Source organism: Fibrobacter sp. UWB7 (genome assembly GCF_900142945.1).
Lineage (GTDB): Bacteria > Fibrobacterota > Fibrobacteria > Fibrobacterales > Fibrobacteraceae > Fibrobacter.
Genome location: NZ_FRCO01000008.1, coordinates 1 through 24,722 on the forward strand (window position 1 = coordinate 1; position 24,722 = coordinate 24,722).

General features: G+C 48.9%; 17 protein-coding genes and 1 rRNA gene. 7 read left to right on the forward strand and 11 right to left on the reverse strand.

Annotated features, from left to right (window positions below; genetic code table 11):
• Positions 1–91: ribosomal RNA gene (locus BUC30_RS14590) — 16S ribosomal RNA — on the reverse strand; the annotation flags it as partial.
• Between the two features lie 465 nt (positions 92–556).
• Positions 557–1,456 carry a tRNA (adenosine(37)-N6)-dimethylallyltransferase MiaA gene (gene miaA / locus BUC30_RS14595; protein ID WP_073443187.1) on the reverse strand — a complete coding sequence of 300 codons (900 nt, stop codon included), beginning with the start codon at positions 1,454–1,456 and terminating at the stop codon, positions 557–559.
• Positions 1,457–1,486: 30 nt separating this feature from the next.
• Here miaA and BUC30_RS14600 point away from each other — a divergent pair, with 30 nt between their 5' ends.
• Positions 1,487–2,605 carry a divergent polysaccharide deacetylase family protein gene (locus BUC30_RS14600; protein ID WP_073443020.1) on the forward strand — a complete coding sequence of 373 codons (1,119 nt, stop codon included), beginning with the start codon at positions 1,487–1,489 and terminating at the stop codon, positions 2,603–2,605.
• Between the two features lie 8 nt (positions 2,606–2,613).
• Positions 2,614–3,342: a pyridoxine 5'-phosphate synthase gene (locus BUC30_RS14605; protein ID WP_073443022.1), complete on the forward strand. Its 729-nt coding sequence runs from the start codon at positions 2,614–2,616 to the stop codon at positions 3,340–3,342.
• Here the strand turns inward: BUC30_RS14605 and truA are convergent.
• Both truA and BUC30_RS14615 read right to left on the reverse strand, forming a co-directional pair.
• On the reverse strand, positions 3,339–4,091 hold the full coding sequence (gene truA, locus BUC30_RS14610) for a tRNA pseudouridine(38-40) synthase TruA (RefSeq protein ID WP_073443024.1): 753 nt from the start codon (positions 4,089–4,091) through the stop codon (positions 3,339–3,341). The two genes, BUC30_RS14605 and truA, sit on opposite strands and share 4 nt — an antisense overlap.
• Positions 4,091–5,113 carry a hypothetical protein gene (locus BUC30_RS14615; protein WP_244536674.1) on the reverse strand — a complete coding sequence of 341 codons (1,023 nt, stop codon included), beginning with the start codon at positions 5,111–5,113 and terminating at the stop codon, positions 4,091–4,093. The genes truA and BUC30_RS14615 overlap by 1 nt, the downstream gene beginning before the upstream one ends.
• A 371-nt stretch (positions 5,114–5,484) precedes the next feature.
• On the opposite strand from BUC30_RS14615, the gene BUC30_RS14620 reads away from it, so the two are divergent.
• Positions 5,485–7,263, forward strand: coding sequence for an ATP-dependent nuclease (locus BUC30_RS14620; protein WP_073443028.1), 1,779 nt, complete (start codon positions 5,485–5,487; stop codon positions 7,261–7,263).
• Between the two features lie 110 nt (positions 7,264–7,373).
• On the opposite strand, the gene BUC30_RS14625 is transcribed toward BUC30_RS14620, so the two are convergent.
• The 3 genes from BUC30_RS14625 to BUC30_RS14635 are packed head-to-tail and all read right to left on the reverse strand — an operon-like array spanning position 7,374 to position 12,045.
• Positions 7,374–9,602, reverse strand: a complete 2,229-nt coding sequence (locus tag BUC30_RS14625; RefSeq protein WP_073443030.1) for an NADP-dependent isocitrate dehydrogenase — start codon at positions 9,600–9,602, stop codon at positions 7,374–7,376.
• Between the two features lie 57 nt (positions 9,603–9,659).
• Positions 9,660–11,222, reverse strand: coding sequence for a hypothetical protein (locus BUC30_RS14630; protein ID WP_073443032.1), 1,563 nt, complete (start codon positions 11,220–11,222; stop codon positions 9,660–9,662).
• A 1-nt stretch (position 11,223) separates the two neighbouring features.
• Positions 11,224–12,045: a TIGR02147 family protein gene (locus tag BUC30_RS14635; protein WP_073443034.1), complete on the reverse strand. Its 822-nt coding sequence runs from the start codon at positions 12,043–12,045 to the stop codon at positions 11,224–11,226.
• 492 nt (positions 12,046–12,537) lie between these two features.
• Between BUC30_RS14635 and pelA the strand changes: the two genes are divergently transcribed.
• Genes pelA through BUC30_RS14650 form a run of 3 tightly spaced genes read left to right on the forward strand, consistent with a single transcriptional unit; the run spans position 12,538 to position 17,249 of the window.
• A complete protein-coding gene (gene pelA, locus BUC30_RS14640; RefSeq protein WP_244536675.1) occupies positions 12,538–14,217 on the forward strand; it encodes a pectate lyase in 1,680 nt (559 codons plus the stop codon).
• A gap of 37 nt (positions 14,218–14,254) precedes the next feature.
• Positions 14,255–16,318 (forward strand): pectinesterase family protein, encoded by a 2,064-nt coding sequence (locus tag BUC30_RS14645; RefSeq protein WP_244536676.1) that lies wholly within the window; start codon positions 14,255–14,257, stop codon positions 16,316–16,318.
• Positions 16,319–16,337: 19 nt separating this feature from the next.
• A complete protein-coding gene (locus tag BUC30_RS14650) occupies positions 16,338–17,249 on the forward strand; it encodes a hypothetical protein (RefSeq protein ID WP_073443040.1) in 912 nt (303 codons plus the stop codon).
• 77 nt (positions 17,250–17,326) lie between these two features.
• On the opposite strand, the gene BUC30_RS14655 is transcribed toward BUC30_RS14650, so the two are convergent.
• The 4 genes from BUC30_RS14655 to mnmE form a co-directional block, all read right to left on the reverse strand.
• A complete protein-coding gene (locus BUC30_RS14655) occupies positions 17,327–18,796 on the reverse strand; it encodes a M16 family metallopeptidase (protein ID WP_073443042.1) in 1,470 nt (489 codons plus the stop codon).
• A gap of 112 nt (positions 18,797–18,908) precedes the next feature.
• Positions 18,909–21,107, reverse strand: coding sequence for a M6 family metalloprotease domain-containing protein (locus tag BUC30_RS14660; RefSeq protein WP_244536677.1), 2,199 nt, complete (start codon positions 21,105–21,107; stop codon positions 18,909–18,911).
• Positions 21,108–21,244: 137 nt separating this feature from the next.
• A complete protein-coding gene (locus BUC30_RS14665) occupies positions 21,245–22,099 on the reverse strand; it encodes a GRP family sugar transporter (RefSeq protein WP_244536678.1) in 855 nt (284 codons plus the stop codon).
• Complete coding sequence (gene mnmE, locus BUC30_RS14670; protein ID WP_073443048.1) at positions 22,089–23,444, reverse strand: tRNA uridine-5-carboxymethylaminomethyl(34) synthesis GTPase MnmE; 1,356 nt, start codon at positions 23,442–23,444, stop codon at positions 22,089–22,091. The genes BUC30_RS14665 and mnmE overlap by 11 nt, the downstream gene beginning before the upstream one ends.
• Before the next feature lie 176 nt (positions 23,445–23,620).
• Between mnmE and BUC30_RS14675 the strand changes: the two genes are divergently transcribed.
• Positions 23,621–24,619 carry an aldose 1-epimerase gene (locus BUC30_RS14675; protein ID WP_073443050.1) on the forward strand — a complete coding sequence of 333 codons (999 nt, stop codon included), beginning with the start codon at positions 23,621–23,623 and terminating at the stop codon, positions 24,617–24,619.
• Positions 24,620–24,722: the final 103 nt, after the last annotated feature.

The window sequence follows — 24,722 nt, forward strand, 5'->3', positions numbered from 1 at the left end:
TTCGCCGCTCGGCATTGCTGCCTCGCTCGACTTGCATGTATAAGACACGCCACCAGCGTTCGTTCTGAGCCAGGATCAAACTCTTCATTGATTTTAAAATAGTCTGTCCTGTTTTTCGTAAATGGCGATACTTAAAGTATCGCTTAAATCTTCGGCTCGGTCATGCCCAAGCATGGCTTGGTCGCGACTCTCGCCTCTTGATTAATTGACTTCCAAGAAATTTTCTTGGGCCGTCACTAAGCACATCTCCGATTCCTTCAATCTTCCCGAAAGTCTCGCGGGCTTTCGTCTCTCGTTCAGGTCGTTTTGGGCAACCCGTTCGAGGGTGAGACCAATTATAGAATTTTGAGGAATAAAAGCAAGGGGTCAGCGTAAAAAAAATTCACTTTTTTTCACTTTTTTTGATAAAAACGGGTTGTATTCAGGTTCTATATCATGATATTCACATTCTATTCACTAATTTTTTAGGAGCGCTCCAAAAGAAAAAGGGCTATTCGCCCTTTTGAAGTCCATTTTTTGGAAAAAATTTTTTTGAGGAGCTCTAAAAACAGCCCTTTTAGGGGACAACCACCCTATTTTGGATATATTCCAAAGGGTTCTCACAGGTATCCAAGTCCAATTCCGTCGATTTAACCTGCCAACGGAACCACGTCAATTGCCTTTTGGCATAATTTCGTGTTTTTCGCTTGACATCTTCGAGAATCCATTCGACTTGATCGCCGTCATTTGCACACAAAAGTTCTTTATAGCCAAGCCCCTGCCAAGCTGGAGCATCTAACGGAACTGTTTTGGCAAGTTCATGGATTTCGTCAAGCCAGCCCTCCGCCATCATCTGGTCCACACGAGCATCAATTCGAGCATAGAGATTTTCGCGACTGCGGTTCAGCCAGAACACAGGCAACTCCCCTATCCCGCCTTCTCGTTCCTTTTGCCAATCCGAGAGCTTGCGCCCCGTCAGTTGGAATACTTCCAATATGCGGATAATGCGTTGAACGTTGTTCAGTTCAACTTTTTCCATCGCTTCGGGGTCCGCCAGCTTTGCTTTTTCGTATAAAGTCTTACTCCCAAACTTAGCAGCATCGTCTTCAAAAGACTTACGCACAGATTCATCGATTTTGGGTATCTGCGGAAGTCCAAGCATCAGGGATTGAAGATAAAGTCCAGTACCGCCCACCAAGATATAGTTTTGGTTCGGATTACCAGCCATTAGACTTTTCACATTTGCACAAAAGTCGCCCGCCGAAAACACCTTGCGCGGATCCAGAAAATCCACCAAGTGGTGCTTGACCCTAGCCAAGTCAGCATGAGACGGCTGAGCCGTTCCAATAGCAAAGCCCTTGTATATCTGACGGGAATCTACGCCGATGATTTCGGCATTAAAACGTTCCGCCAGTTCCAGTGAAAGGCGAGACTTGCCAACACCGGTAGCTCCAACAAGTGCAAATAGAATAGGCATGCGCTCAATGTAGTTATATTTATAGGCGAAATGATAAAACTTAAACACATTGTCGCTCTTTTTTTCGCATTGGGGATTTTCGCCGGTTTGTCATATTACCTAAACAACCAGGATAGGGCATTCCAGATTCTCGAAAAGCTCGAAGAATCCACAAACGTGCATGAAGACGAAGAAACTCTTGTCGAAAACGACACCTTACCTTTCGAACAGAGATTGAAAGATGAGATTAAAGTCATCTCGTCTAGTTACTCAAAACGCAGCAAACGTGATGTCTGGACTCTCGCCCGTGGAAAGACGATTGTCGTGTACCTTCTGCAAGCGCAAAAATTTGTACAAAAGCGTGGCGGAAAAATTCTTTTGATGGAAGAAATCACCGAGAACCCGAACGCCTACCAATCCGCAAAGGTTGACATGTTAACGCCCAAAGGCGATTCCCTCCACTTGATACTTCAAATATCGGACAATATCTTCATGAACAACGCATCGCTTATGAACGTTGCGTTTCAAGCTATAAACTCAACAAACTTAACACCTGAAATCATCGCCAAGCTAAACAATCTCGATTATCCATTTGATTTGTTGATCCCCCCATTTGGTCTAAACGAAGAGTTCTACAAAAGTTTAGACAAAATCCACAACAAAGAAATCGTCTTGTGGCTTGTCATGGAATCGACCAAACTAGACAAGCGTCATAACAAGTTACGCCCTCTCCGCATCCACCATACAGCAGAGCAAATCGAAGAGATTATCAACGCCGCAAAAAAGAATCTTCCAAGCGCCACCGGTATCGCAACACGTTATGGCGAACAGGCGGTCAAACACAAACAACTTATGCAGGCGATTCTAAAGCCGACAAAAAGGCAGAACTTGTGGTTTATGGACTTATCGATGGAAGACAGAACCGTCGTTCCACAAACCTGCAAAGACCTCAATATCACATGTAAAATTGCATTCCCTTACAATCCGGACAACAGCTCTATCGAGGACTACGTCCACCAGAAACTCAGGGAAGCGCCCAAAAGCGGAACATCTGTAATGATCATCCCGCTGACAGAACAAAATTTGTCTAAAATTGAGGATATTTCCAAGAAAGCAGCCAAGCAAGGAACTACCCTCGTAGACCTTTCAACTTTATTCAATTCTAAATAGGAGAGCCTATGTCTATCAAACTCGGTGTAAACGTGGACCATATTGCAACAATCCGTGAAGCCCGTAAAGGCAAGGAACCCGACCCGGTTGCAGCAGCCATGATTGCAGAACTCGCCGGTTGCAATGGGATTACAGCACATCTCCGTGAAGACAAGCGCCACATCCAGGACCGCGACATCAGGCTCCTCCGCGGAACAGTGACCACTAAGTTGAATTTGGAAATGGCACCGACACAGGCAATGGTGCAGTTCGCCATCAACCGCCAACCTGACATGGTAACGCTCGTGCCGGAAGTCCACACGGAACTTTCCACCGAAGACGGTTTGAACGTTTCTGCAAAAATTGATGAACTTGCAAAGTGCATCATGACGCTTAGAAACAACGATATCCAGGTGAGCGTGTTCATCGATGCCGAAACGGAACAGGTCAAGGCAGCCAAGAAGGTCGGCGCAAACTATGTGGAATTCAACACCGGCAAATACGCAACAGCATTTGAACTCGGCAGCCGCGAAGAAGTCGACCGTGAAATTTCTGCATTGCAGGACATGACGGTGCTCGCCCACAAGTATGGCTTAAACGTACTCGCCGGTCGTGGACTCAACTACAGAAACGTAGAAGCCGTTGCACAGATTGACGGCATTGACGAAATCATCGTCGGTCACAGCATCGTAAGCCGCGCCGCACTCGTCGGCATGGAACGCGCTGTAAAAGAAATGATTGAAGCAATCAGGGGTTAATAATCCCTATATTCCACGTTTTCGAGGACAAGCCCCTGCGGGGGCGCCCACGTGCGTTCGCCTTTGAACTTTTTCTCGAAAATCTGGTTGACCGTTCCTTCAGGATAACGGCCTCGACCAATATCAAAAAGCGTCCCGACCATAGCACGTACCTGGCGGTGCAAGAAGCGGTTCCCTTTGATGTGGAACATACAGCTCCAGTCATTCAAGCGTTCCAGGCGGAATTCGCTCAACGTGCAAAGCGTCGATTTTCCATCGTTACGCGGGATGCAAAAATCAATAAAATCGTGTTCGCCAAGGAAAGACTGGGCCTCGCGGCCCATCGCATCGATGTCCAAATTCAGCGAACCGCACTCCCAGCCAAAGTCACGCATCAGCGCCACCGGGCGCGTAAATATCGTGTACTGGTAATAACGTAAAACGGCATCGTAGCGAGCATTGAAGTCCGGTGCACAAGGCTCTAAATCGCGAATGCGAATCAAGCGCTTGGTAAGCCCGTTCACAGAACGGACAACCTTCAGCGGGTCCAGTTCACCATCAAAATCAAAGTGGACACACTGGCCGCGGGCATGGACACCCGTATCTGTTCGGCCCGACCCCACCACGCGGATGGGCGCACGTAACGCCGTAGACAACGCCTCTTCGAGCGTTGACTGTACGGTTACAAAGCGGAGCTTGCCGCCACAATTTTGTTCTTGCCAGCCGTAAAAGGCGCTGCCTAGATATTCACAACGAAAGCGGTAACGCATTAGTTACCTGCTTCTACAGCTTCCTTGATAACAGCCTCGACCTTAGCCTGAGGAATCTTCAACTTCGAAGCAATAGCCGAAGCCGGGAAACCTCTGCGAGACATCTGCAAAATCTTGCTATTCACCGAAGATTCACGGTCAAAGCGGTTCATCTCAAGCGGATGAGCCACAGCCGTTGCAACGACTTCGGGCTTTGGAGCAGCAGCCGGAGCTGCAGGCTTTACCCTCGTGCGGTCATGATGTAGCACATCAGAAAGCGACTGCATGGCAGACGTGATGCGTTCTCTCGCCGTCGGGCGGAGAACCGTTCTACCGTTAAACGGAGACGTTAAAATTCGATTTTCAGGAACGCCATGTTCATCTTCGAAAGCAGCCTTCGTGGCGTTCACGTTCGAAGCATTTGCGTTGGACGCATTCAAGTTCGTTGCACTCTGATCGACAGGATTTGCACCTGCGGCAGCCTTTGTCTGAAGAGCCATCGTTTCACGACGCTTTGCGGCAAATTCTTCGGCTTCATCAATAATTGACTTTTTAGGGGCATGGACACGCGGAGTAAGGACCGTTTCTGTATCATCCACAGAAGGCATCTCCCCGGTCTCTCTCGATTTTGCAAGAGCTTCCATCATGCGAGTTTCAACAATTTTCTTGCGGTGGATAAGCACAAGCACGAGAATCACGGAGCAAAGGAGCACGGCAAGAGTTCCACCGATAATCCAGAGCCAAACGCCGCCAGAGAAGCCGCCCACATTTTCTTCCGGAGCTTCAGCTTCATCAGCTGTATTGGTGCGCATCGCCGAAAGGTCTTCCCATGCGTTAGAAAGTTCGTCGCGGATTTTTACCTGGGCATCGACATTGCCCTGAGAATTCCACAGCGCCACCTCCAAGGAATCAATTTTTGCGCGCGTCTGCATGTACCGGCTAACGTCAAAAGAGGAGGACGAGCCAGAAAAATCAACCTTGAGGTATACAATTAAGGCGCAAGCCAAGACAAAAAGAACAACTGGAGCAGCGTATTTCTTCATGCCCGAAAATTTAGCAATAAAACCCTTTTCGTTATCAATGTTTGACACTGAACAAAACCTCTTTTTTACATACCTAATATTAATTGTAGCAAATTTACAACACAGCATTGAGAACTTCACAACACTTTTCAACACGAATATGACGAAAAACACATTATGAAGCCAAACTTTAAATACCTTTATGTTCAAGAACTCTTTGTTCTCCTCCTAACCCCAAAAGAAACACTTTAGCCCCAACAGCTAAAGTGTTTTTTCGTTTTTAATGCTTTTGAGTACCATTCATTCCAATTTATACGGTCAATAATTGCACTTTTTCGCTTGCAATTGCACCAAACACGACTTTTTGCGAAAAGTTTTTATAGTTTCAAGCTATGCAACCGCAAGCACTTAGATTGTCCCGCATTACGATTTCGAATCTCCGCTCTATCCAGCGCGAGACTTTTCCGCTTAGTGATTTTACCGCCCTCATTGGCTACAACAACGCCGGAAAAACGAATATTTTGATGGGAATCCGCTGGTTGCTTGCCAATTTCTCGCTGGACATCTCGTATTTTGATGACCCGAACCACCCCGTAGAAGCGGAGGGGCTTTTTGAAGGCATCACCGAGCAGGTTCTGAACCGTCTTGGAGAAGAAAAAGCGGCCGAAGTCGAGCCGTTCCTCTCGGGGACAACGCTCCGCGTCAAGAAAGTGCAGCGAATCCCAGGGGAACTCCCCGGCAATATTGAATTTTGGGCATTTTGCCCCCCGAACGGCAAGCGCAAAGGCAAAGACTGGGTACGTGTCAATGACAAGTTTACCGCAGCCTTTAACCGCATGTTCCCTGAATCCATCGCCATTTGGGATTTTGAGGGTAACCAAGCCTACACCAAGCTCATGCACGAGATTTTCAAACCGCTCGAACGCAAGTTTGGAGGCGAATTGAGTCAGGTCATCGAGCAATTTACGGAACTACTCTCCCCCGGAAGCGACTGCCAGGCTGAAGAAATCAAGGCTTTCGATAAAGAAGTCAACTCGGCGCTCCGTCCGCTTTTCCCAAGTGTTCGCGTGGAGCTCGACATTCCCGTGCCGACTCTCGAGACATTCCTCAAAAGCGCAACGATTAAAGTCGTTGATGAAGATGATGGTTTTGAACGCGATATTTCGCGTATGGGTGCCGGTTCGCAACGAGCCATCCAGATGGCGCTTGTCCGCTACCTTGCTGAAATCAAAAAGCACCACAACAATCATTACCTGAGCCGCAAACTTTTATTGATTGATTCGCCGGAACTCTTTTTGCACCCGCAAGCAGTTGAGCTCGTGCGCGTGGCGTTGAAGAACCTTTCGAACGAAGGCTATCAAGTTATTTTCGCAACGCATTCCGCGCAGATGGTCACTAGCGAAGATGTAAGCACGTCTCTCTTGATCCGCAAAAACAGGGAACGCGGCACATTTATGCGCAAGCGAATGGAAGACGCCGTTCGCCAAGTCGTGAAAGATGCACCGAGCCAGCTGCAAATGCTGTTTAGTTTGTCTAACAGCAATGAACTTTTGTTTGCCGACTACGTGCTGCTCACCGAAGGTAAAACGGAATGGCGTGTGCTACCCGCCCTTTTCGAGCGCATTACCGGGCAATCTTTTGCACTTATTAAATGTGCGCTCGTGCGTCAAGGCGGCGTAAGCAACACCCGCAAGAGTATGCAGGTTTTGAGCGCCATGGACATTCCCGTGCGCGCCATTGTCGATTTGGACTACGCATTTACCACAGCAACACGCGACGGATTTTTAAGCGCCAATGACCCGGACATTACAGAATGCCGCAACTTGTTCCGCGAACTCGCTTGCCACAACCATTTGCGTTTGGTAAACGGTCTCCCTGTCAACAAGCACAGCAATATCAGCGCTTCTACAGCGTACGCGATGATGGCATCTATGCCAGAAGCAGAACGCCCCATCCGCAATATCCACAATAAACTTTGCGAGCAAGGCATTTGGGTCTGGACTCGTGGCGCAATTGAAGAACACCTTGGGCTAAATGGCAAAAACGAGATGGTATGGCGCAATTTTATTGAACGCAGCAAGTCCAAGAACTTTGTGCAGACGCTCCCCGACTACGATGGCATTGAAGCGTTGTGCCAATGGATTATCAACGGGAGCCGCGGGCAGATTTAAATTTTCACAGCGAAGCAAAAAAAAAGGAGTGCGCATTTCTGCGACACTCCTTTTTTAATGTCTTGGATCCTATCGCTACGCTCCAGGATGACAAAGTCCGGGGTGACATTCTAGATGTTGTCGATAATCGCGTTGAACGCTTCGACGGGGCGCATCCACTTCTTGAGAAGTTCTGCCTTCGGGACATAGTAACCACCGATATCGGCAGGCTTACCCTGTTCAGCAGCGAGTGCGGCGACAATCTCAGATTCCTTCGCGGAGAGAGCAGCAGCGATCGGAGCGAACTTTCCGGCGAGTTCCGCATCGTCCTTCTGAGCGGCAAGAGCCTGAGCCCAGTAGAGAGCGAGGTAGAAGTGGGAACCACGGTTGTCGAGTTCACCGATCTTACGAGCCGGCGTGCGGTTGAATTCGAGAATCTTGCCGTTGGCAGCATCGAGCGTATCGGCCAAGACCTTAGCCTTCTTGTTGCCGTCCTTCAGCGCGACCTGTTCGAATGCAGGCACGAGTGCGAAGTATTCACCGAGAGAATCCCAGCGGAGGTAATTTTCGGCGAGGAACTGTTGCACCTGCTTCGGAGCAGAACCACCTGCACCTGTTTCGTAGAGGCCACCACCAGCCATAAGCGGCACGATGGAGAGCATCTTTGCAGAAGTACCGACTTCGAGAATCGGGAAAAGGTCCGTGAGATAGTCACGCATCACGTTACCCGTCACGCCGATGGTGTCGAGGCCAGCCTTGGCACGCTTCATCGTTTCGACGATAGCCTTGCGCGGGCTCATAATCTTGATGTCGAGACCCTTGAGGTCATGTTCCGGCAAGTAAGCTTCGACCTTCTTCTGAATTTCGCGGTCGTGAGCGCGTTCCGGATCAAGCCAGAAGATAGCCGGAGTGTTGGAGAGACGAGCGCGCGTTACAGCGAGCTTGACCCAGTCACGCACCGGAGCGTCCTTGGCCTGGCACATACGGAAGATATCGCCAGCAGCGACTTCCTGCTGCAAGAGGACTTCGCCCTTGCTGTTTACAGCGCGAATGACGCCCTTGCCCTTTGCGACAAACGTCTTGTCGTGGCTGCCGTATTCTTCGGCGCCCTGAGCCATGAGGCCCACGTTCGGCACTGTACCCATCGTCTTCGGGTCGAAGGCACCATTCTGCTTGCAGAATTCAATCGTTTCGTCGTAGATACCAGCATAGCAGCGGTCCGGGATGCAGGCGACAACTTCTTGCAACTTGCCTTCCTTGTTCCACATGCAACCAGAATTGCGGATCATAGCCGGCATCGAAGCGTCGATAATCACATCGCTCGGCACATGCAAATTCGTAACACCCTTGGCAGAATCGACCATAGCGAGATCCGGACCTGCAGCGAGTGCAGCGTCGATAGCAGCCTTGACTTCGGCTTCCTTGGCATTGCCTTCGAGGCGCTTGAACAAGTCACCGAGACCGTTGTTGGCGTCGATTCCGAGTTCCTTAAAGAGGTCTGCGTACTTCGTGAACACGTCCTTGAAAAACACGCGCACGAATGCTCCGAACAGCACCGGGTCAGAGACCTTCATCATCGTGGCCTTGAGGTGCACGGAGAAAAGGAGGCCCTTGGCTTTAGCTTCGGCCATCGCATTAGCGATGAACTTTTCGAGAGAAGCCATGCGCATGACGGTCGCATCGATGATTTCGCCCTTGAGGAGCGGCTTTGCGGCACGGAGTTCCGTTACGGCACCAGCTTCATCGACAAATTCAATCTTGAAGGAGTCGGCTTCGGCCATTGTGATGGACTTTTCGTTACCGTAGAAGTCATCGGCTTGCATGCTGGCGACATAAGTCTTCACGGATTCATTCCAGTTGCCATTGCTATGCGGATTGTTGCGAGCATAGTTCTTGACAGCATTAGGAGCGCGACGGTCGGAGTTGCCCTGACGAAGCACCGGGTTCACAGCGGAGCCCTTCACCTTGTCGTAGCGGGCGCGGATAGCCTTTTCTTCGTCGTTGAGAGGAGCATCCGGGTAGTCCGGGAGGGCGTAGCCGTTCTTCTGGAGTTCGGCGATGGCGGCCTTGAGCTGCGGCACCGAGGCAGAAATGTTCGGGAGCTTGATGATGTTTGCATCCGGTTCAAGCGTGAGCTTGCCGAGAAATGCGAGGTCATCCGTCACCGGCTTACCAGCAAACGTCGTACCTGCCGGGAGCGTGTCCGCGAAAGCGGCAAGAATGCGGCCCGGTAAGGAAATGTTCTTAGTTTCAACATCGATATCTGCGGTCTTTGCGAAAGCAGATACGATAGGAAGCAAAGACTGAGTCGCCAAGAACGGCGACTCGTCCGTAAGGGTGTAATAGATTTTAGTATTCATACACCCCTAAGATAGAAAATAGCTCATGGAAGTTAAGTTCTAAATCCTAGAAATAGGCTAGTCTTTACCAAAGAGTTCTGCATATCTATCTGGTTCAAACAACTCAAGCCAATCGTTATAATAGTGAGGCTCACTCGAGAAAACCCATTCTCCATACGGTTCTACTTTTTCAAGAGTTTCCGGCTTGTCACAATTCCAGTTGTCGCTCACATAAGTCGTTTTAACAATGGAGCGATCTAAGACATTCCAGTCGGGAGAATCCGCCAACAATATCATCGAATAGTGTACCGTTGTATCTTCAGGGCAATTTCCACTTTTCACGATATCCGTCACGTAAATTCCATTTGCATCATAATTCGTCACCAAGTGCCCCTTTGCCCCAACATCTTTCAAGACGATGATGTAGAAAACTTCCGGAGGATACCACTTGAAGCTCTCTATTCCAACCGGATAAGTCGCGAATGTCGGGAAAAATTCAGCCACTAAAGAATCAGGCAACACATAAACACCTTCTTTGCGGTATGCATCCGCAATTTTAGTATCTGGCAAAGTGTTATAAGCGAAGCCTAGACTATTCGCATGCTTGAGTTCAAGTTCGTCATCTTCTCTTTCTTGATAATAATATTGATTCCACTCACCTTCTACCCCTACTGTACTATCGACTATAGAAAATTGCCATCTATAAGCATACATAGAATGCTTTTGAGCCCTACTCCATTCATAGGCTAAATTACTAGTCCTATACACACTATCTCTATACAAACTATCAGAATAAGGATCATGATAGACATAATTCTCATCATCGTAAGGAGCGTATTTTATAGAGTCCTCAAGGCACTGATTTTTATACGCCTCGGTATATGAATTCAAAACTTCATCAGGAGTTTTACCTTCAGGAACAAAAGACGCACAAGCCAAACTCAAAAGATTCATATTACAAGCATCTCCCAAATCCCAGAAAAGACCGTTCGATGCACTGCAAGACTGTTTGAATTCATTCAAGTATTCACCACAAGAGACGCCATACCCCCAAAAATGACTGTTCCCATAAGATCCAACCGTATTCATAACAACTGGCACCCCATCAACATCAATAATTTTTGTTGTGCGGTATGTTTCTAAAGAGTGGGCAAATACATAATCTTCTTCTGCAGAGCAAACTTCAGCCCAATGATCTTCATTAAATTTGGCTTTTTTCATAAAACATGTGCTACCATGGGTATCGTAAGACATTGCACGCAACACACCTTTTCGATCAATCCTTGGTTTTGATTCTTGTGAAAAAGTCACAACATCACAAACCTTACGTCCGTCCTTACTCGGATAACTAAAAAATTGATCGTTCTTTACACTTATAGGACTAGCATTTAAATAGCTCTGGTTATCTGCGGTAACTTCAGTACCCAAAATAGCCTTTAACGAATCAAGCTTCGTCGAATCCACCAAAATTTCGAACGACCTTGCCAAAATCGCTCTCTGTTCTTCAGTTAAATTTGCAATCGGTGATGTGCTCGGTTCTGTCGTCGCTCCGGAGAAACCCGAATCAACGCTTACATCATTGGAACATGCAGCCAAAAAAGCAGCCACTCCAGACAGAATTACTTTATACATTTTTCTCATCTCATTCCTCCTTCCCTTTTGTAAGCGGGAATAGTTGTAAATTCAATCGATAAACTTTATCGTATTCTTTTTCCTTAGCAGCCATGGCAACCACCTGCTGCCGGAGCGTTTCAAGTTTTTGCACAAGCCATTGGTATGTCGATTCGGACATTCCAAGCGTTACGCCTGCGATGTGGCGTTTCTCGGGCGGGATTTCGTCAATGGCTTCTGTTGCAAACTTTGACATTTGACGGTTCATGGAACGCAGCGCCAACGGAATCGCCTCGGAAGAGCCCGTCACGACCTTCTCAGTCTGCTCATAGGTATCTTCGCCGACCTTCTTTAAAAATTCCGCATGGCACATAAAGTCAAGCGAATGGCGAACTTCGGCAGCACTCACAACTGGATAACACTTACGCGCCAGTTCCAGCGGTTTTGCCCCCGGCATAATCGGGGCGAGTTCGCGCAGCACCGGGTTTACCCACGATTCGAAATACTTGAACGCCTCGGCATCGACGACTCGCAAGCGGTTTTCTTTTGCAATTTTCTGCATTTCGTTAAACGCCTGGATTTTCTTCGCATCGTTCTTGGCATCGCCAAAACGTTCCATTGCAAAGAAATAGTCGCGGTCAGCGCCCTCAAGCCCCATAGCATCGGCCACTTTTTCGACGCCTGTTTTGCTCAAGCGGCTTTTGCCTTCACAAACAAGCTGGACGTAGTTTGGCGAGGTGAACCCCGCCAATTTGGAGAATTCACGCCACGAGAACAAAGAACTGCGTTTGCGTTCTTCGTAGAAGTCCCGCATGAATTCTCGGTAGTCTTGATATTCGGTTATTGGTTTCATACCTATAAATTAGATTTTGCGGTATAATCTTGCAATAGATTTTATTATACAAAATCAAGATTTTTAAAGAGATTTCAGCAATTTTTAGATTTTATAAAAATTTTTATAAAAATATTATACAGAGTGTATTATAAATTCAAGATGGCGATGCAGTCCCCATACGCGGATCATGACCACGTAAGAGCTAGTTGCATTCAAGGCGAGTGTCGCGACAGGCTGCTTGCAGACTGTCATGATTGAGCCGAAGATGCTGACGCAAAGCGTCAAAGCTCTAAGTGGTCAAAGAGAACGGAGTCCGGCATGACAAAAAGCAGAGACCGGGGTGACAACGCGACCGGTCCCATTGTCCATAGACAACACTTAAAAGAAATTCATAACAAAAAACGGCGTATTATAATGTAGATTATAGAGGCGGTGTGGGTTTAAAAACTCTTCTATAGGTTTTTTATGAAGAATTTTGGGTTTGGAAACTACAAGTTTTTTGTAGCGGCAATGTCTGTCGCGTCTTTTTCGTTTGCGGCAACCTATGCTCCCCCGTCAACAGCAGTTTCGAAAATCAACAGCTATCGCGGCTATTCGGAGCTGACCTCGGCGGCATCCGGCATGGATATCGACCAGTACACCTACAACATGACCACTTGGCAAATCGCAAACGGCGGTTTTTACAAAGCCATGGCCGACAAGTATAAAAGCGCGTATGGCGGCGGTCAAAAATCCGAATGGCGTGCACAGGGCGGGGCCGACCTCGGCACTATCGACAACAACGCCACCGTTCAAGAAATGCGTTTGCTCGCCGTGCGTTACAAAGAAACGACGAACAACAATTACAAATCCGCATTTAAGACAAGTTTCAATAAAGCCGTCAATTTTCTTTTGACCATGCAGCGCTCCAAAGGCGGACTCCCGCAAGTTTGGCCCAAGCGCGGCAACTATTCCGACCAAATCACGCTGAATGACAACGCCATGATCCGCGCCATGGTCACGATGATGGATATCGCCAACAAGACAAGTCCATTCGACAGCGACATCATCGACGACGCCACCCGCAGCAAGATGAAATCGGCTCTTGACAAAGCGGTCGATTACTTGCTCAAGGCGCAAATCGTGAACGACGGAAAGGTCACGGTATGGTGCGCCCAGCATGACACCAACAGCTTTGCCCCAGTTGGCGCACGAGCCTACGAACTCCCGAGCAAATCCGGCAACGAATCCATGGGCGTTGTGTGGTTTTTGATGAACTGGCCAGACCAAAACGAAGCAATCCAGAAGGCGGTCAAAGGCGCAATCGCTTGGTACAAAAAGAATAAACTAAAAGACAAGGCGTTTAGCAAGACCGCAGGCGTTGTGGACAAGGCGGGTTCATCGCTGTGGTTCCGCTTTTACGAAGTCAACAACGACAACTACTTTTTCTGCGACCGCGATGGTGCTAGCACCAAGACGCAGGACTTCATGAAAATCAGCGAAGAACGTCGCAAGGGCTACCAGTGGGCAGGCGATTACGGCTCTGCAATTTTAAGCACCGAAAATGCATACCTTGAAGCACTCGCCAAGATGGACGACAACTATGTTCCACCTCCGCCAGCACCAGCTATGTGCGGAAACGACACATGCAAAACGTACATTGACGGTGTAGACTTTATCGACATTCAAGGTGTCAAGGAAACAACCAACACGGGATTCGTTGGTGAAGGCTATGCCAACGTTGACAATTCCACCGGAAGCTACGTGACCTACGGCGTTACCGCATTGAAAGAAGGCAAATACACCTTGTTCATCAGCTTTGCAAACGGCGGAGGTTCTGCACGCGGTTACAGTGTTTCTGTTGGCGACAAGACACTCCTTGCCGAGGGCAGCATGGAATCCACCGCTGCGTGGACAACATGGAAAATGCAATCCATCGAAATCGAATTGCCACAAGGCTATAGCGAACTCAAGTTCACAAGCCTTTCGAAAGATGGCATGGCAAACATCGATTACATTGGCTGGATGAGTGATGATTTGAAAGTTGGCGAAGTCGAGATTCCGCCGACATCCATTGAGGCAATGCGCACTGTACGCAAAGAGCAACAGGATAATCGCTATTTTGTAGACTTTGGTCGCAACAATAATAGCGCAGGAGCTTACTTTACGAGAGGAAACAACACGTACCGCTTGAATGGGAAATTGAGGTAATATGTCGAATAGTTGGGTTTACAGGTTTGCAGTTTGTATGCCGCTTGCAATAGCGGTGAGCGCTTCCGCAATTACGAAGCACGGATTTGACTTTGTCTTGGGCGTCGATGGAGATTTCAAGGCTGCTATTGCCAAGGCGTCTTCTTCGGGCGCCACCGAATCCAAGCGATTCATTCTCTTTGTGCCGAATGGTGAATACAACATCACCAAGGTCACCGGTGACGAACACGGTAAATCGACTTTTAGCGGCTCGAACATTTCCATTATCGGCGAGTCCGTCGACAAGACGATTATCTGGAATACAACCGATACCGAAGGCATCAGCACCACAGCAACGCTGTACTTCCCTAGCAACAAGAACATGTATATGCAGGACATAACCCTGCAAAACAGAAGTTCCGTCAGCTCATCAAATGCAGCGCGCCAAGTTGCACTGCAGCAAAACGCAGGTGACAAGTTCATCTATAAAAACGTGCGCCTCTTGAGCGGTCAAGACACATACTACACCAAAAAAGGCCGCACCTATTGGGAAGATGGCGAAATTGACGGCACTGTAGACTTTATCTGTGGTGGTGGCGATGTATTCTTCGAAGGCACCAAACTCGTGATGACACGAAACGGTGGCTACATCACAGCATCGCAAAATCCAGATACCTGGGGTTACGTTTTCAACAACGCCATCATCGAAGTCAGCAATTCCGGTTTCAACAAGACATTCTATCTCGGACGTTCCTGGGGCCGCGCAAAAGTCGTCTGGTTGAACACCATCATGCGCGCAGAACCCAAAGCCGAAGGCTGGGGTCCCGACATGAATTCTGCCCCTGTAATTTTCGGCGAATACAACAGCAAGAACGGGAGCGGCGGTGCAATCAACACGAGCCAACGCAAAACGTATTTTAACGGAGGCAAAGACGCATCGACAGCAACAACACTCAAGACCGTGTGGAATGCAAACGATGCCGCGAAATATACATTGAAAAACGTCTTGGGCGGTAGCGATAACTGGGAACCGAACAAACTCACAGTACAAGTTTCCGCCCCGAAGATTTCGCAGGAAGGCGCAAACATTATCTGGAACGATGACGACAACGCTATCTGCTGGGCGGTATTCGTGAACGGCAAATACCACAGCAATACAACGACAAATTCAATTGATGTCGGTGGCATTGCTGCTGGCTCCAAAGTTACGGTACGTGCTGCAAATTCCATGGGCGGTCTCGGTGCAAGCTCCAACGAAATTACCGTTCTCGAAGCAAACGTCACTTACTACAACTTAACGATTAATTCTTCTATCGGAGGCTCCGTCGTTGCCTCCCCGAACCGCGAAAAAATCGCCGAAGGCACTGCAGTCATGTTTATCGCAGAACCCGCTAGCGGTTGGAAATTCGCAGGCTGGACCGGCAAAAGCGCAAGCGACGCCGGCAGCGAAAGCACTTGGAAAACCACGATGACCAAGGACATCGAACTCGGCGCGATCTTCGAAGCCAAGGGAACAACAACGTTCCAGGCCGAAGACGGCATCATTGATAACGCCATCAACGAAAGCACAAACGCAGGCTTTGCAGGCACAGGCTATATCAACTTTGGCACAGGGAAATCAACCGTTCAAGTCCCTGTCTATGTAGAATACCCCGGCGAATACACGATGGAAATGACATACGCAAATGGCAGCGGCAAAGCACGCAGCCTCGCCTTCGCCGCCCCCGGCACATGCACCGCAGGCGTTGACGGATGCAAAGGCGCCGAAGTCATTTCGTTCGAAGCCACCGACAAGTGGACCACATACCAGACAAAAGAATCTACCATAACGCTCCCCAAAGGCGCAAGCTACATCACGTTCTCCATCGTTGACGGCAACGACGGTCCGAACCTCGACCAAATCAAGCTGACCGAAAAAGACGTCGATAAAGGAAGCGTCGCCATCGCGAAAATCAACCGCATAAACACAGCAGTCACCGAATCACGCATCTACGATACGAACGGAAAACTCGTACGCTATGCGAAAGGGAACGCCAATTTGACCGGGCTTACCCCCGGAATCTACGTCGTAAAGACCTCTGCGCAAGGTTACAGCAAACAAAAAATGGTCCAAGTCCGCTAGATTTTGTTAATTTTAAATCATGCTTGGAATCGAACAGAAAAAAGGAAATGACGAACAACTGTGCGGCAGAATGATTGCCTATGCGCGCATTTTGCCCTCCCCCGACGCCGAACCCAACGAAACGCCGTTTGACGACATGATCAAAAACGGACTTTTGACGTTAGAAGGCGATTTTCGTCAGTTCGAACACAAGCCAAGCAGAAGAGAAGTCAACCGCGCCGTCGATGCAAAGTTCAACAACTTTCTCAAGACGATGGAAGAAAACGGCGTGGAACTCCCCGAGAATTTGGACGTTGACGCCATGCGCGAACGCCTCCATGAACTTTCGAACATGGAAGTAATTCCCATTCCAGCCCGCATCGGGAACTTCAACAACGAAGAAGACATTCTCAAGGAAGACGCCGACATCTACTACATCGGTGAATTTATCGGTGCAAACCAGGCGCACTATTGCCTAACGACGCTCCCGATTTACTACCAGGCAAAGTATCGCGAACAAGCTAAACGCAACGAAATGGACATGCTCAACGAAATGCTCTTGCAGTTCGAAGAGGGCGATTTCGTGAACACCGAAGACATCCAAAAAGACACGGAAGAACTCTTCCCAAAGGGTCTCACGCTCAACACGTTCATGGGCGACCTCTCGAAGCTCCTCAACGTACGCGTGATTCCGTTCTTGCTCGCCTGCGAATCCGACAGCGAATACGACTCACAAATTCAGCTTTTCTACGCCTTCATGAAGGGTTACCCCGACCAAAAGGACATCGAGAGAATCGACAAAGCTCTGCGCGAACTCCGCAAGCAAAGCGATTCCATCGAAGCCCGCAATCTGCTCGAGCTCAGCTGCAAGCGAATCAACGCCATCTACAACGAAGATTCTCAACAAGCAAGCGAACTCGGCAAGCAGATCGAAGCCATCGAAGGGGTGTAAGGGATCAACCGCAATTCAAAAAAAAAGCGACGCATTAGCGTCGCTCGTTTTATAATGGTTTCCCTTCACGTCTCGTTTTATTCTTTCACGAGGAAGCCGGCGATGGACTTTTCACGGACAAATGTTTTTTTCGCGACATTCTGCACGTCAGCGACATTTACCTTGTCCAAGTTATCAGCCCAGTTAAGGAAGATGCGGTAATCGCCATAGACTTCGTACCAGCCAAGCATGGTCGCAACATTTTCCATGTCAGTCAAGCTGCGGACAAGTCCTGCGTATGCGCGGTTCTTGACTTTCTGGAATTCGCGTTCGCTGACTTGCTGAGACTTCAATTTTTCAAGTTCTTCCCAGACAATTTTTTCGACCTTTTCGCGGTTGGCATCGGGACGGAGATTTACGCGGACGGAAAATTCGGAGATGTACTTATTCGGGCTGTTGCTTGCGCTCACGCCAACGGCGAGTTTTTCTTCTTCGACGAGGCGCTTGTAGAGGCGACCAGAACGTCCGTTCAAAACGCCTTCGGCAATGTCGAGCGCATAGAGCGTGCTATCGCCCACGGCAGGAGTCTTGAAGACGAGCGTGTAAAGGTTCGGAGCATCCTTGCGCTTGACGGTCAATCGCTTTTCGCCAGCCTGTTCAGGGTCGCGCACGGTAAGCGGAGGGAACGCTTCGCCAGCCGGGATCGGTGCGAAATACTTCTTGACAAGTTTCATCGTTTCAAGCGTGTCCAAATCACCAGCCATCACGAGGATTGCATTGCGCGGTTTGTAATACTTGCGATAATGTTCTTCAGCTTGTTCGCGGGTCAAGTTTTCAATATCACTCGGCCAGCCAATGGTCGGCACGCGGTACGGGAACGCTTCGTAAATCATGGAATTGAGCGTTTCGTAATAGCGGCCCGTCGGGCGGTCATCATAACGCATGCGGCGTTCCTCACGAACGACAGAGCGTTCCGAATAGAACTCACGCAACACGGCATTCTGCATGCGGTCAGATTCAAGCCACATAAAGAGTTCCGTTTTATTCTTGGGGAGCGTTACAGTATACGCAGTGACCAAATCACTCGTAAAGGCGTTGAGACCTGTTCCGCCAGCAGCCTGGTAGGCGCCCCACAGTTCATCCTTGATAAAAATCTTGCGGTGTTCGTTCAGCACGGAATCGTGTTCAGCCGTCAGCTTTTTCACACGAGCGGTATCGTCAGCAAGTCTTGCCGAGCGGATCAGAGCCTGTAAGGAATCCTGCGTTGCTATGAACTTGACATCGGCAATGCTATCGGAGATGCCGACCTTCTTTGTGCCCTTGAAGAGTTCGTGTTCCAAGATGTGTGCAAGACCCGATTTGCCGGGGACTTCATGGACGGAACCCGTCACGTAAAACAGGCGGAAGCTCACCGTCGGAGCTTGCTTGTTCGGGTACAAAAGAACGGTCAGTCCGTTATCAAGGACTTCCTTGTGCACTGGCAAATTTACTGCAGCCTCGGACGTTCCAACCAACAGCGCAGGCACCAAAGCGCAGCTCATAGCAATTTTAGCGAAAAGTTTTCTCATGTTGAACAATTTAGATATTTTCTATAAAAAGGAGATCCCCGCTCGAGGCGGGGATGACATTTTGCCATAGCGGAGATGACATATTGCAAATAAGGGGCTTTCGCCCCAGTTTCTATTTCATTCGAACTTTGTATGATTTTATCAATCGCCCTTCAGATTCGAGCGTAGCAATGATAAATGCCTTTCCTCGCAACGCATCCATGTGAATTTCACAAGTTTCACCGGTAAATGACTTTGTCATAAGGAGCGTTCCGTTGGCATCAAAGAGATTGACGGTCTTAAACCCAGCCATCTTCGCATTTACCATTAAAACGTTTTCCGACACCGAGAATCTAACGACAGACGCAACGCGCATCTTATGAGCATTCACGGAACCTTCAGAAGACGAGCTCCATTCAGAAACTTCCATTCTGCTGGACGAGCTTGCCACTACAGAAGAACTAGAGCGATTCGCAGAGCTACTAGACTCCTTCACTGCAGAACGCACGCTAGACGATGATACTTCAACACTCGAAGAAGACTTAGCTGAGCTGGACGACGATTTCGCAGAACTCGATGAGGTTTTCAACGAACTCGATGAAGACTTAGCGGAGCTGGACGAGGACTTTGCAGAACTTGACGAAGACACCGGCGAGACTCGGTTTCCACGAGTCTTAAATTCCGCATGGTCATCTACAATTTTGATATCATAGATTTCAAGTCCAAGGCTATCGCCTGCCCATGTTTTAAATCCGTTAAAGCTATTGACTCGGCTCGTCGGGAAAGCATCTGCCGCTACCGTGTAGGCATCGGCTCTGCCATCGGCTTCAATCAGATCAACGTGCATCGGGTCAGACACATTGATTTCATTATACATCCAAGAATACCGGTCATAATTTATATGCCAAACGAGCATACCCTTATTCGGCAGACCTTTATCAAAACCAGTATTCTGACGGAATTCAACAAAGTAATATTCATTGTCATTGTCGGATGTCAGCACAAGTCCATCATTTTCCTGAACAGCCTTCAAGACAACAGTCGTGTCCGATACTTCTAGCCGACGCGGCACAAGCCAGCCCAAGCTAAATTTTTCAAACGCAGACATATTTGCAGGAGAACAAGACGTTGTATAGAATCTGTTCTGCGGACAGTTGTACGAACCGGCATCCATCAAATCCCACGGCCCTGGAGTGTAGCGAGCTCGAGTCTTTGAATTATTAACGTTCACATCATAATGATCCATAAGGCCAAGCACATGGCTAAACTCATGGCAAAAAGTTCCAATACCATTCAGCGCATCTGTACTTTTACGGTACATATAAGCCTGTCCGTCGATTTCCGGAGAACAAGCATAGCGATTCATGGACATATTACGCGTAAGTCGTTTTGAAACGTTATACGAGTGCGGCCAGATTGCCGACTGGACATCCGTATCGGCCGAGCCGACACCGGCATAAATCATATAGACAAAGTCAACAACACGGTCGCCATCGCTATCATAAGGGGTAAAATCAACATTCCTAGCGACAAGCGAATCCATCGCCTCGCTAACAGCCTTGACAGCACCCGTAGCCATATTCCTAGAATCAACTAGAGCACCATAAGAATCGCGAGTTCCCTTCAGCGTAATCGGTCCAGCAACATCAAAAGTCGGCCTATACTTGCCGTTTGAATTTCCAATGAAGAAATCCCTGACGCTTCCGCTCATGTTGTAGTTGGAATAGCCTTCCTGATTAAGAAAATTCAGGTATTCTTCCTGGGCATTACTGCGATTGAACTTGACATCGCTAAACTGCACCAGAATGACAAGCCCGCGAACATCACCTTCCTTTTGAACGGTATTCAAAGTAGGCTGCTTTGGCCAGTTGGTATTTTGCACAGGGTCTTCGGGCTGAGTCCAACCACCCCAACCCCAGCCGCCCCATTCATTAGCCTTTTGCGGATCATCTGTAGAAGACTGAAGCATCATGGGCCCCAAAGAAGAGTCCGCCTGCTGTTCTTGGAGCTGTTTCAACCGCTTTTCGCGGAATTTTTCCAAAATTTGGCGAGAATCGCGTTTTTTGAGGAAGTTTTTCTCTTTTGCACCACGTTTGGACTTTGCATGAACCCTCATGCCCGTCTTTTGGCCATGTTCGTCGGCATAATTCCAATAACCAGCGGAATCACGGACAACGAGCACACTATCTTCGCCTGTCAGCGTATAGTTAAAATGCTCGTTTCCAACCTTTCTAATCTGCACAACAGAGCCATCGGGCTGCGTTGAATTGATTAAAAACGGTGCAGCTTTAACGGCCCACACGGATGCGGAGCCGACTAAAGACCCAATCAATATGCACTTCCACCAACTCATACTATAAACATATATTCAGAATCGGGGATGTGCAAAAAAGCAATGTGTTTTTTACATGTTTTCCGTTGACAGAACGCCAACAGGCCGCAATAACCGCGACAAAAAGTTACAGTACCCTACATTTTCGACAATGCAAGCAAGGCACCACCACAAAGAATGACAGAAACTGCAATGGCAAGCTTAATTCGCTCCGGTTTTGTCGGGTATTCGTGAAAAACCACCACTCCCCAAAGCAAGTTCACCAGCAAGTTCAATTGCGTGAGCGGGTAACCAACGGCATAGCCCAAAGCGCCATTCGAATCGATTGCCCAGAAGCAGCCATGTTGCCCAATAACCCAGAGGACACCCATAAGCATGGACGTCACAGACGGAGCAAGGCCATATTCAAAAAGAGCACGGCGCTTTATACTCAAAATTGCAACCAAAAGTTCAGCGGATACAAAAATGCCCAAGGCAAACGAGCCCATGAATTCGAGTATGGGGACTTCGGCAAACTTGTACGGGATAAGGAACAGCCCAAAGATGAGACCGCCCAAAAGCGAGCGCCAATTTCTAAAGACATTTCCCTGAGGAGGAGCAAGCTTACTGAGACCAAAAAGCAAAAGAAGGATTGCCGGGATCGAGAAATAAAGCAAGGTCGATTCCGAGAAAATGAGCACACCCGTCACAAACGAGGCAAGGATGCTTACGCCCATCGAGCGCACACCGGCACCCGTCAAGTCCTGTTCCGCCTTGACCGCCCAGAAGCAAAATGCGCCAGCGCAAACCCAAAGGAACCCGCAAAGGATACCCACCGGCAAAAAGCGGAACGAGTCCGTTGCAAAAGAAATGCAAAGCTGTCCGAGGAACATGCCCAACGCCATGCAGGAGAGGTAAGCCCACGACGAGAACTTGGACCAAGCCTTGAGAGGGACCATGTAAGTGCCGAACGCAAAGACGGCAAGGACGAGACCAACGTAACTATTTCCCAATGCAGAACCCCGCAAATATTTGTTGTAAAACGTCTTCGGACGAGATTTCGCCCGTTATACTCTGGAGCGAACGGCGCACCAGTTGCATTTCGAAAGCCAAAAGTTCCACCGCCGGATTCGTGCGGATAAGGTTCAGCGCACGGTCGATACCCGCAAGAGCTTCTTCGAGGCAAGTCTTTTCGCGCTCGCTCGTAATCCAGAGGTCTTCGGAATTTTCTGTTTTTTTGAAAAGGGTGGCGTTCATGGCGCGCTTGAGATCAACGAGCCCCTCACCCGTCTTGGAGGAGATACGGAGGTTTCCGTCCTGACGAGATGCGTCCAAGTCCGACTTTGAAATGACGACAAAATCCGGTTTTATATTCTCTGAATAACAAGATGCGCCGCGCTCATCTGATCCATCGAGGACCAGAATCTTCATGTCGGCTTCGGCGAGGATTTCCTTGCTCTTTTCCATGCTAAGCGCATCGAGAGCATCGGTCGCCTTGTCCGCGATACCAGCGGTATCGACCAGGCGGATTTCACCCCCGTCCAGGAACAAGCGGACTTCAACAAAGTCACGGGTCGTGCCAGGGATGTTACTCACGAGGATTCGGTCTTCACCGAGGAGCGCATTCACGAGGCTCGACTTGCCCGCATTCGGAGCACCGTACAAAACAGCAAGCGGCAAACGGCTGACCGCCGCCTTGCCCTTAAAACTTTTCAAAATGGATTCTACGCTTTCGCGAATCGCAGAAATTTTCACGCCCCAGGTCGCATAATCCGGGTCGGCTTCTTCTTCGGAGAAATCAACATCCAATTCGAGGCGAGCCGAGATATCCATGACCTGTTCCGTGAGCGTCTTGACTTTTTTCGAGAGCGCACCGCCGAGCAAGCGATGGGCGTTCTTGAGTTCGTCACGGTTAGCACTGTGGATCACATCGGCAACGGATTCCGCCTGCACCAAGTCCATGCGACCGTTCAAGAAAGCACGACGCGTGTATTCGCCCGGTTCTGCCAAGCGCACGCCATCGACGCTCTTGATAACCTGAATCAGTTCACGGACGATAATCGGGTTTCCGTGCGGGTAAAGTTCCAGCACGTCTTCGCCGGTATAGGAATTCGGACCTTCAAAAAAAATGTAGAGGAGGCTATCGATAACGAGTGCTGTCGCGCGGTCATCGCCGACCATTGTACGATAGTCGCGAGCCGTCGCAAGCTTTGCTTCGCGAGGCTTCAAATTCTTTATTACCGATTCACCGAACAGAAGGCGCACCACTTCGCGCACCTTCGAGCCACTCACGCGGATAGCGGCAACGGCACTCACGCCCGCAGGCGTCATCGGAGCAACAATCGTCTGAGAATCCATGAAGAAAAAGATAGTAATTAGCAGTTAGTCATTGGTCATTAGTCTTTGGTCGTTAGATAATAATCGCTCCCTCACCCACATTCTTTCGTCTCTCGTCTGTAGCGAGCCTGCGAGCGGTCTCTCATCTAATTACTAAATTCTCTAACAACTAATAACTATTAACTAGCAACTACGATATGAGCAACTTCAAACTTATTTCCCGTCCTTTGGGCACTGTGCAGTGCTTTGTTTTGCAGCGTGACGACGGCGCTGAATTTGAAATTTTGAGCGGCTACGGCGCAGGCCTCAACGCTTGGCGCATTCCCGACAATAACGGCAAGCTCCAGGACCTCCTTTTCGGTTACCGCGAAGGCGACGACATTTTCAAAATGGGTCCCGACACAAACGCGGGTTGCAGACTCGCCCCGTTCCCGGGACGCGTAGCCTACGCCAAATTCAACTGGAACGGCAACGATTACCAGCTCGTCAACAACGTGAGCTGGGCTCCGCACGCCCTCCACGGCTTTTTGCAGAACAAAGAATGGAACCTCCTGAGCTTCGAAAGCGATAGTGAAAAGTGCATCGCAACATTCGGTATCGACTGGCCAGGTGCATTTACAGGTTTCCCGTTCCCCTTCCGCGCGGTCAACAAGGTTACGTTCACAGGCGAAAGCTACACCGTCGAATCGACCGTCACGAACATCGGCAAGGGCGACCTCCCCTATTCCGAAGGTTGGCACCCCTATTACACGCTCGGTGAAAAAATCAACGGACTCCAGATGACACTCCCTGAATCGAACCTCGCGATTCTCGACAAGGCAGACATCCCGACGGGCGAATTCAAGCCGGATACCCGTTTCGTGGGCGGCAGACTCATCAACGACGAGTTCATCAACGATTGTTTCTGCTTAAACCAGGGCGAAGCCCCCTACGTTCTCAAAAACAAGAAAAATTTTGAGAACATCTTAGCCACCGTAGAACTCAAAAGCGATACCAAATCCCTCCAAATTTGGCAAAAGGCCGGCAAAGAACAATATAACGCCATCCAGATTTACACTCCGCCTGATCGTATGAGCATCGCCATCGAGCCGATGACCGCGGAACCCGATACTTTAAACCATCACCGTGATTTAATCGTCATCAAGCCGGGCGAAATCCGCACATTTGTTTTCGGAGCAAAGTTCCAAAAACGCTAAAAAACGGGCTAAAAAGGCACCTAAAAACGCCCGTAAACATATTTTTTCCTTTCAAGCAAAAATGCTATTGCATTTTTGCTTTTTTCAATATATTTTGAGAACA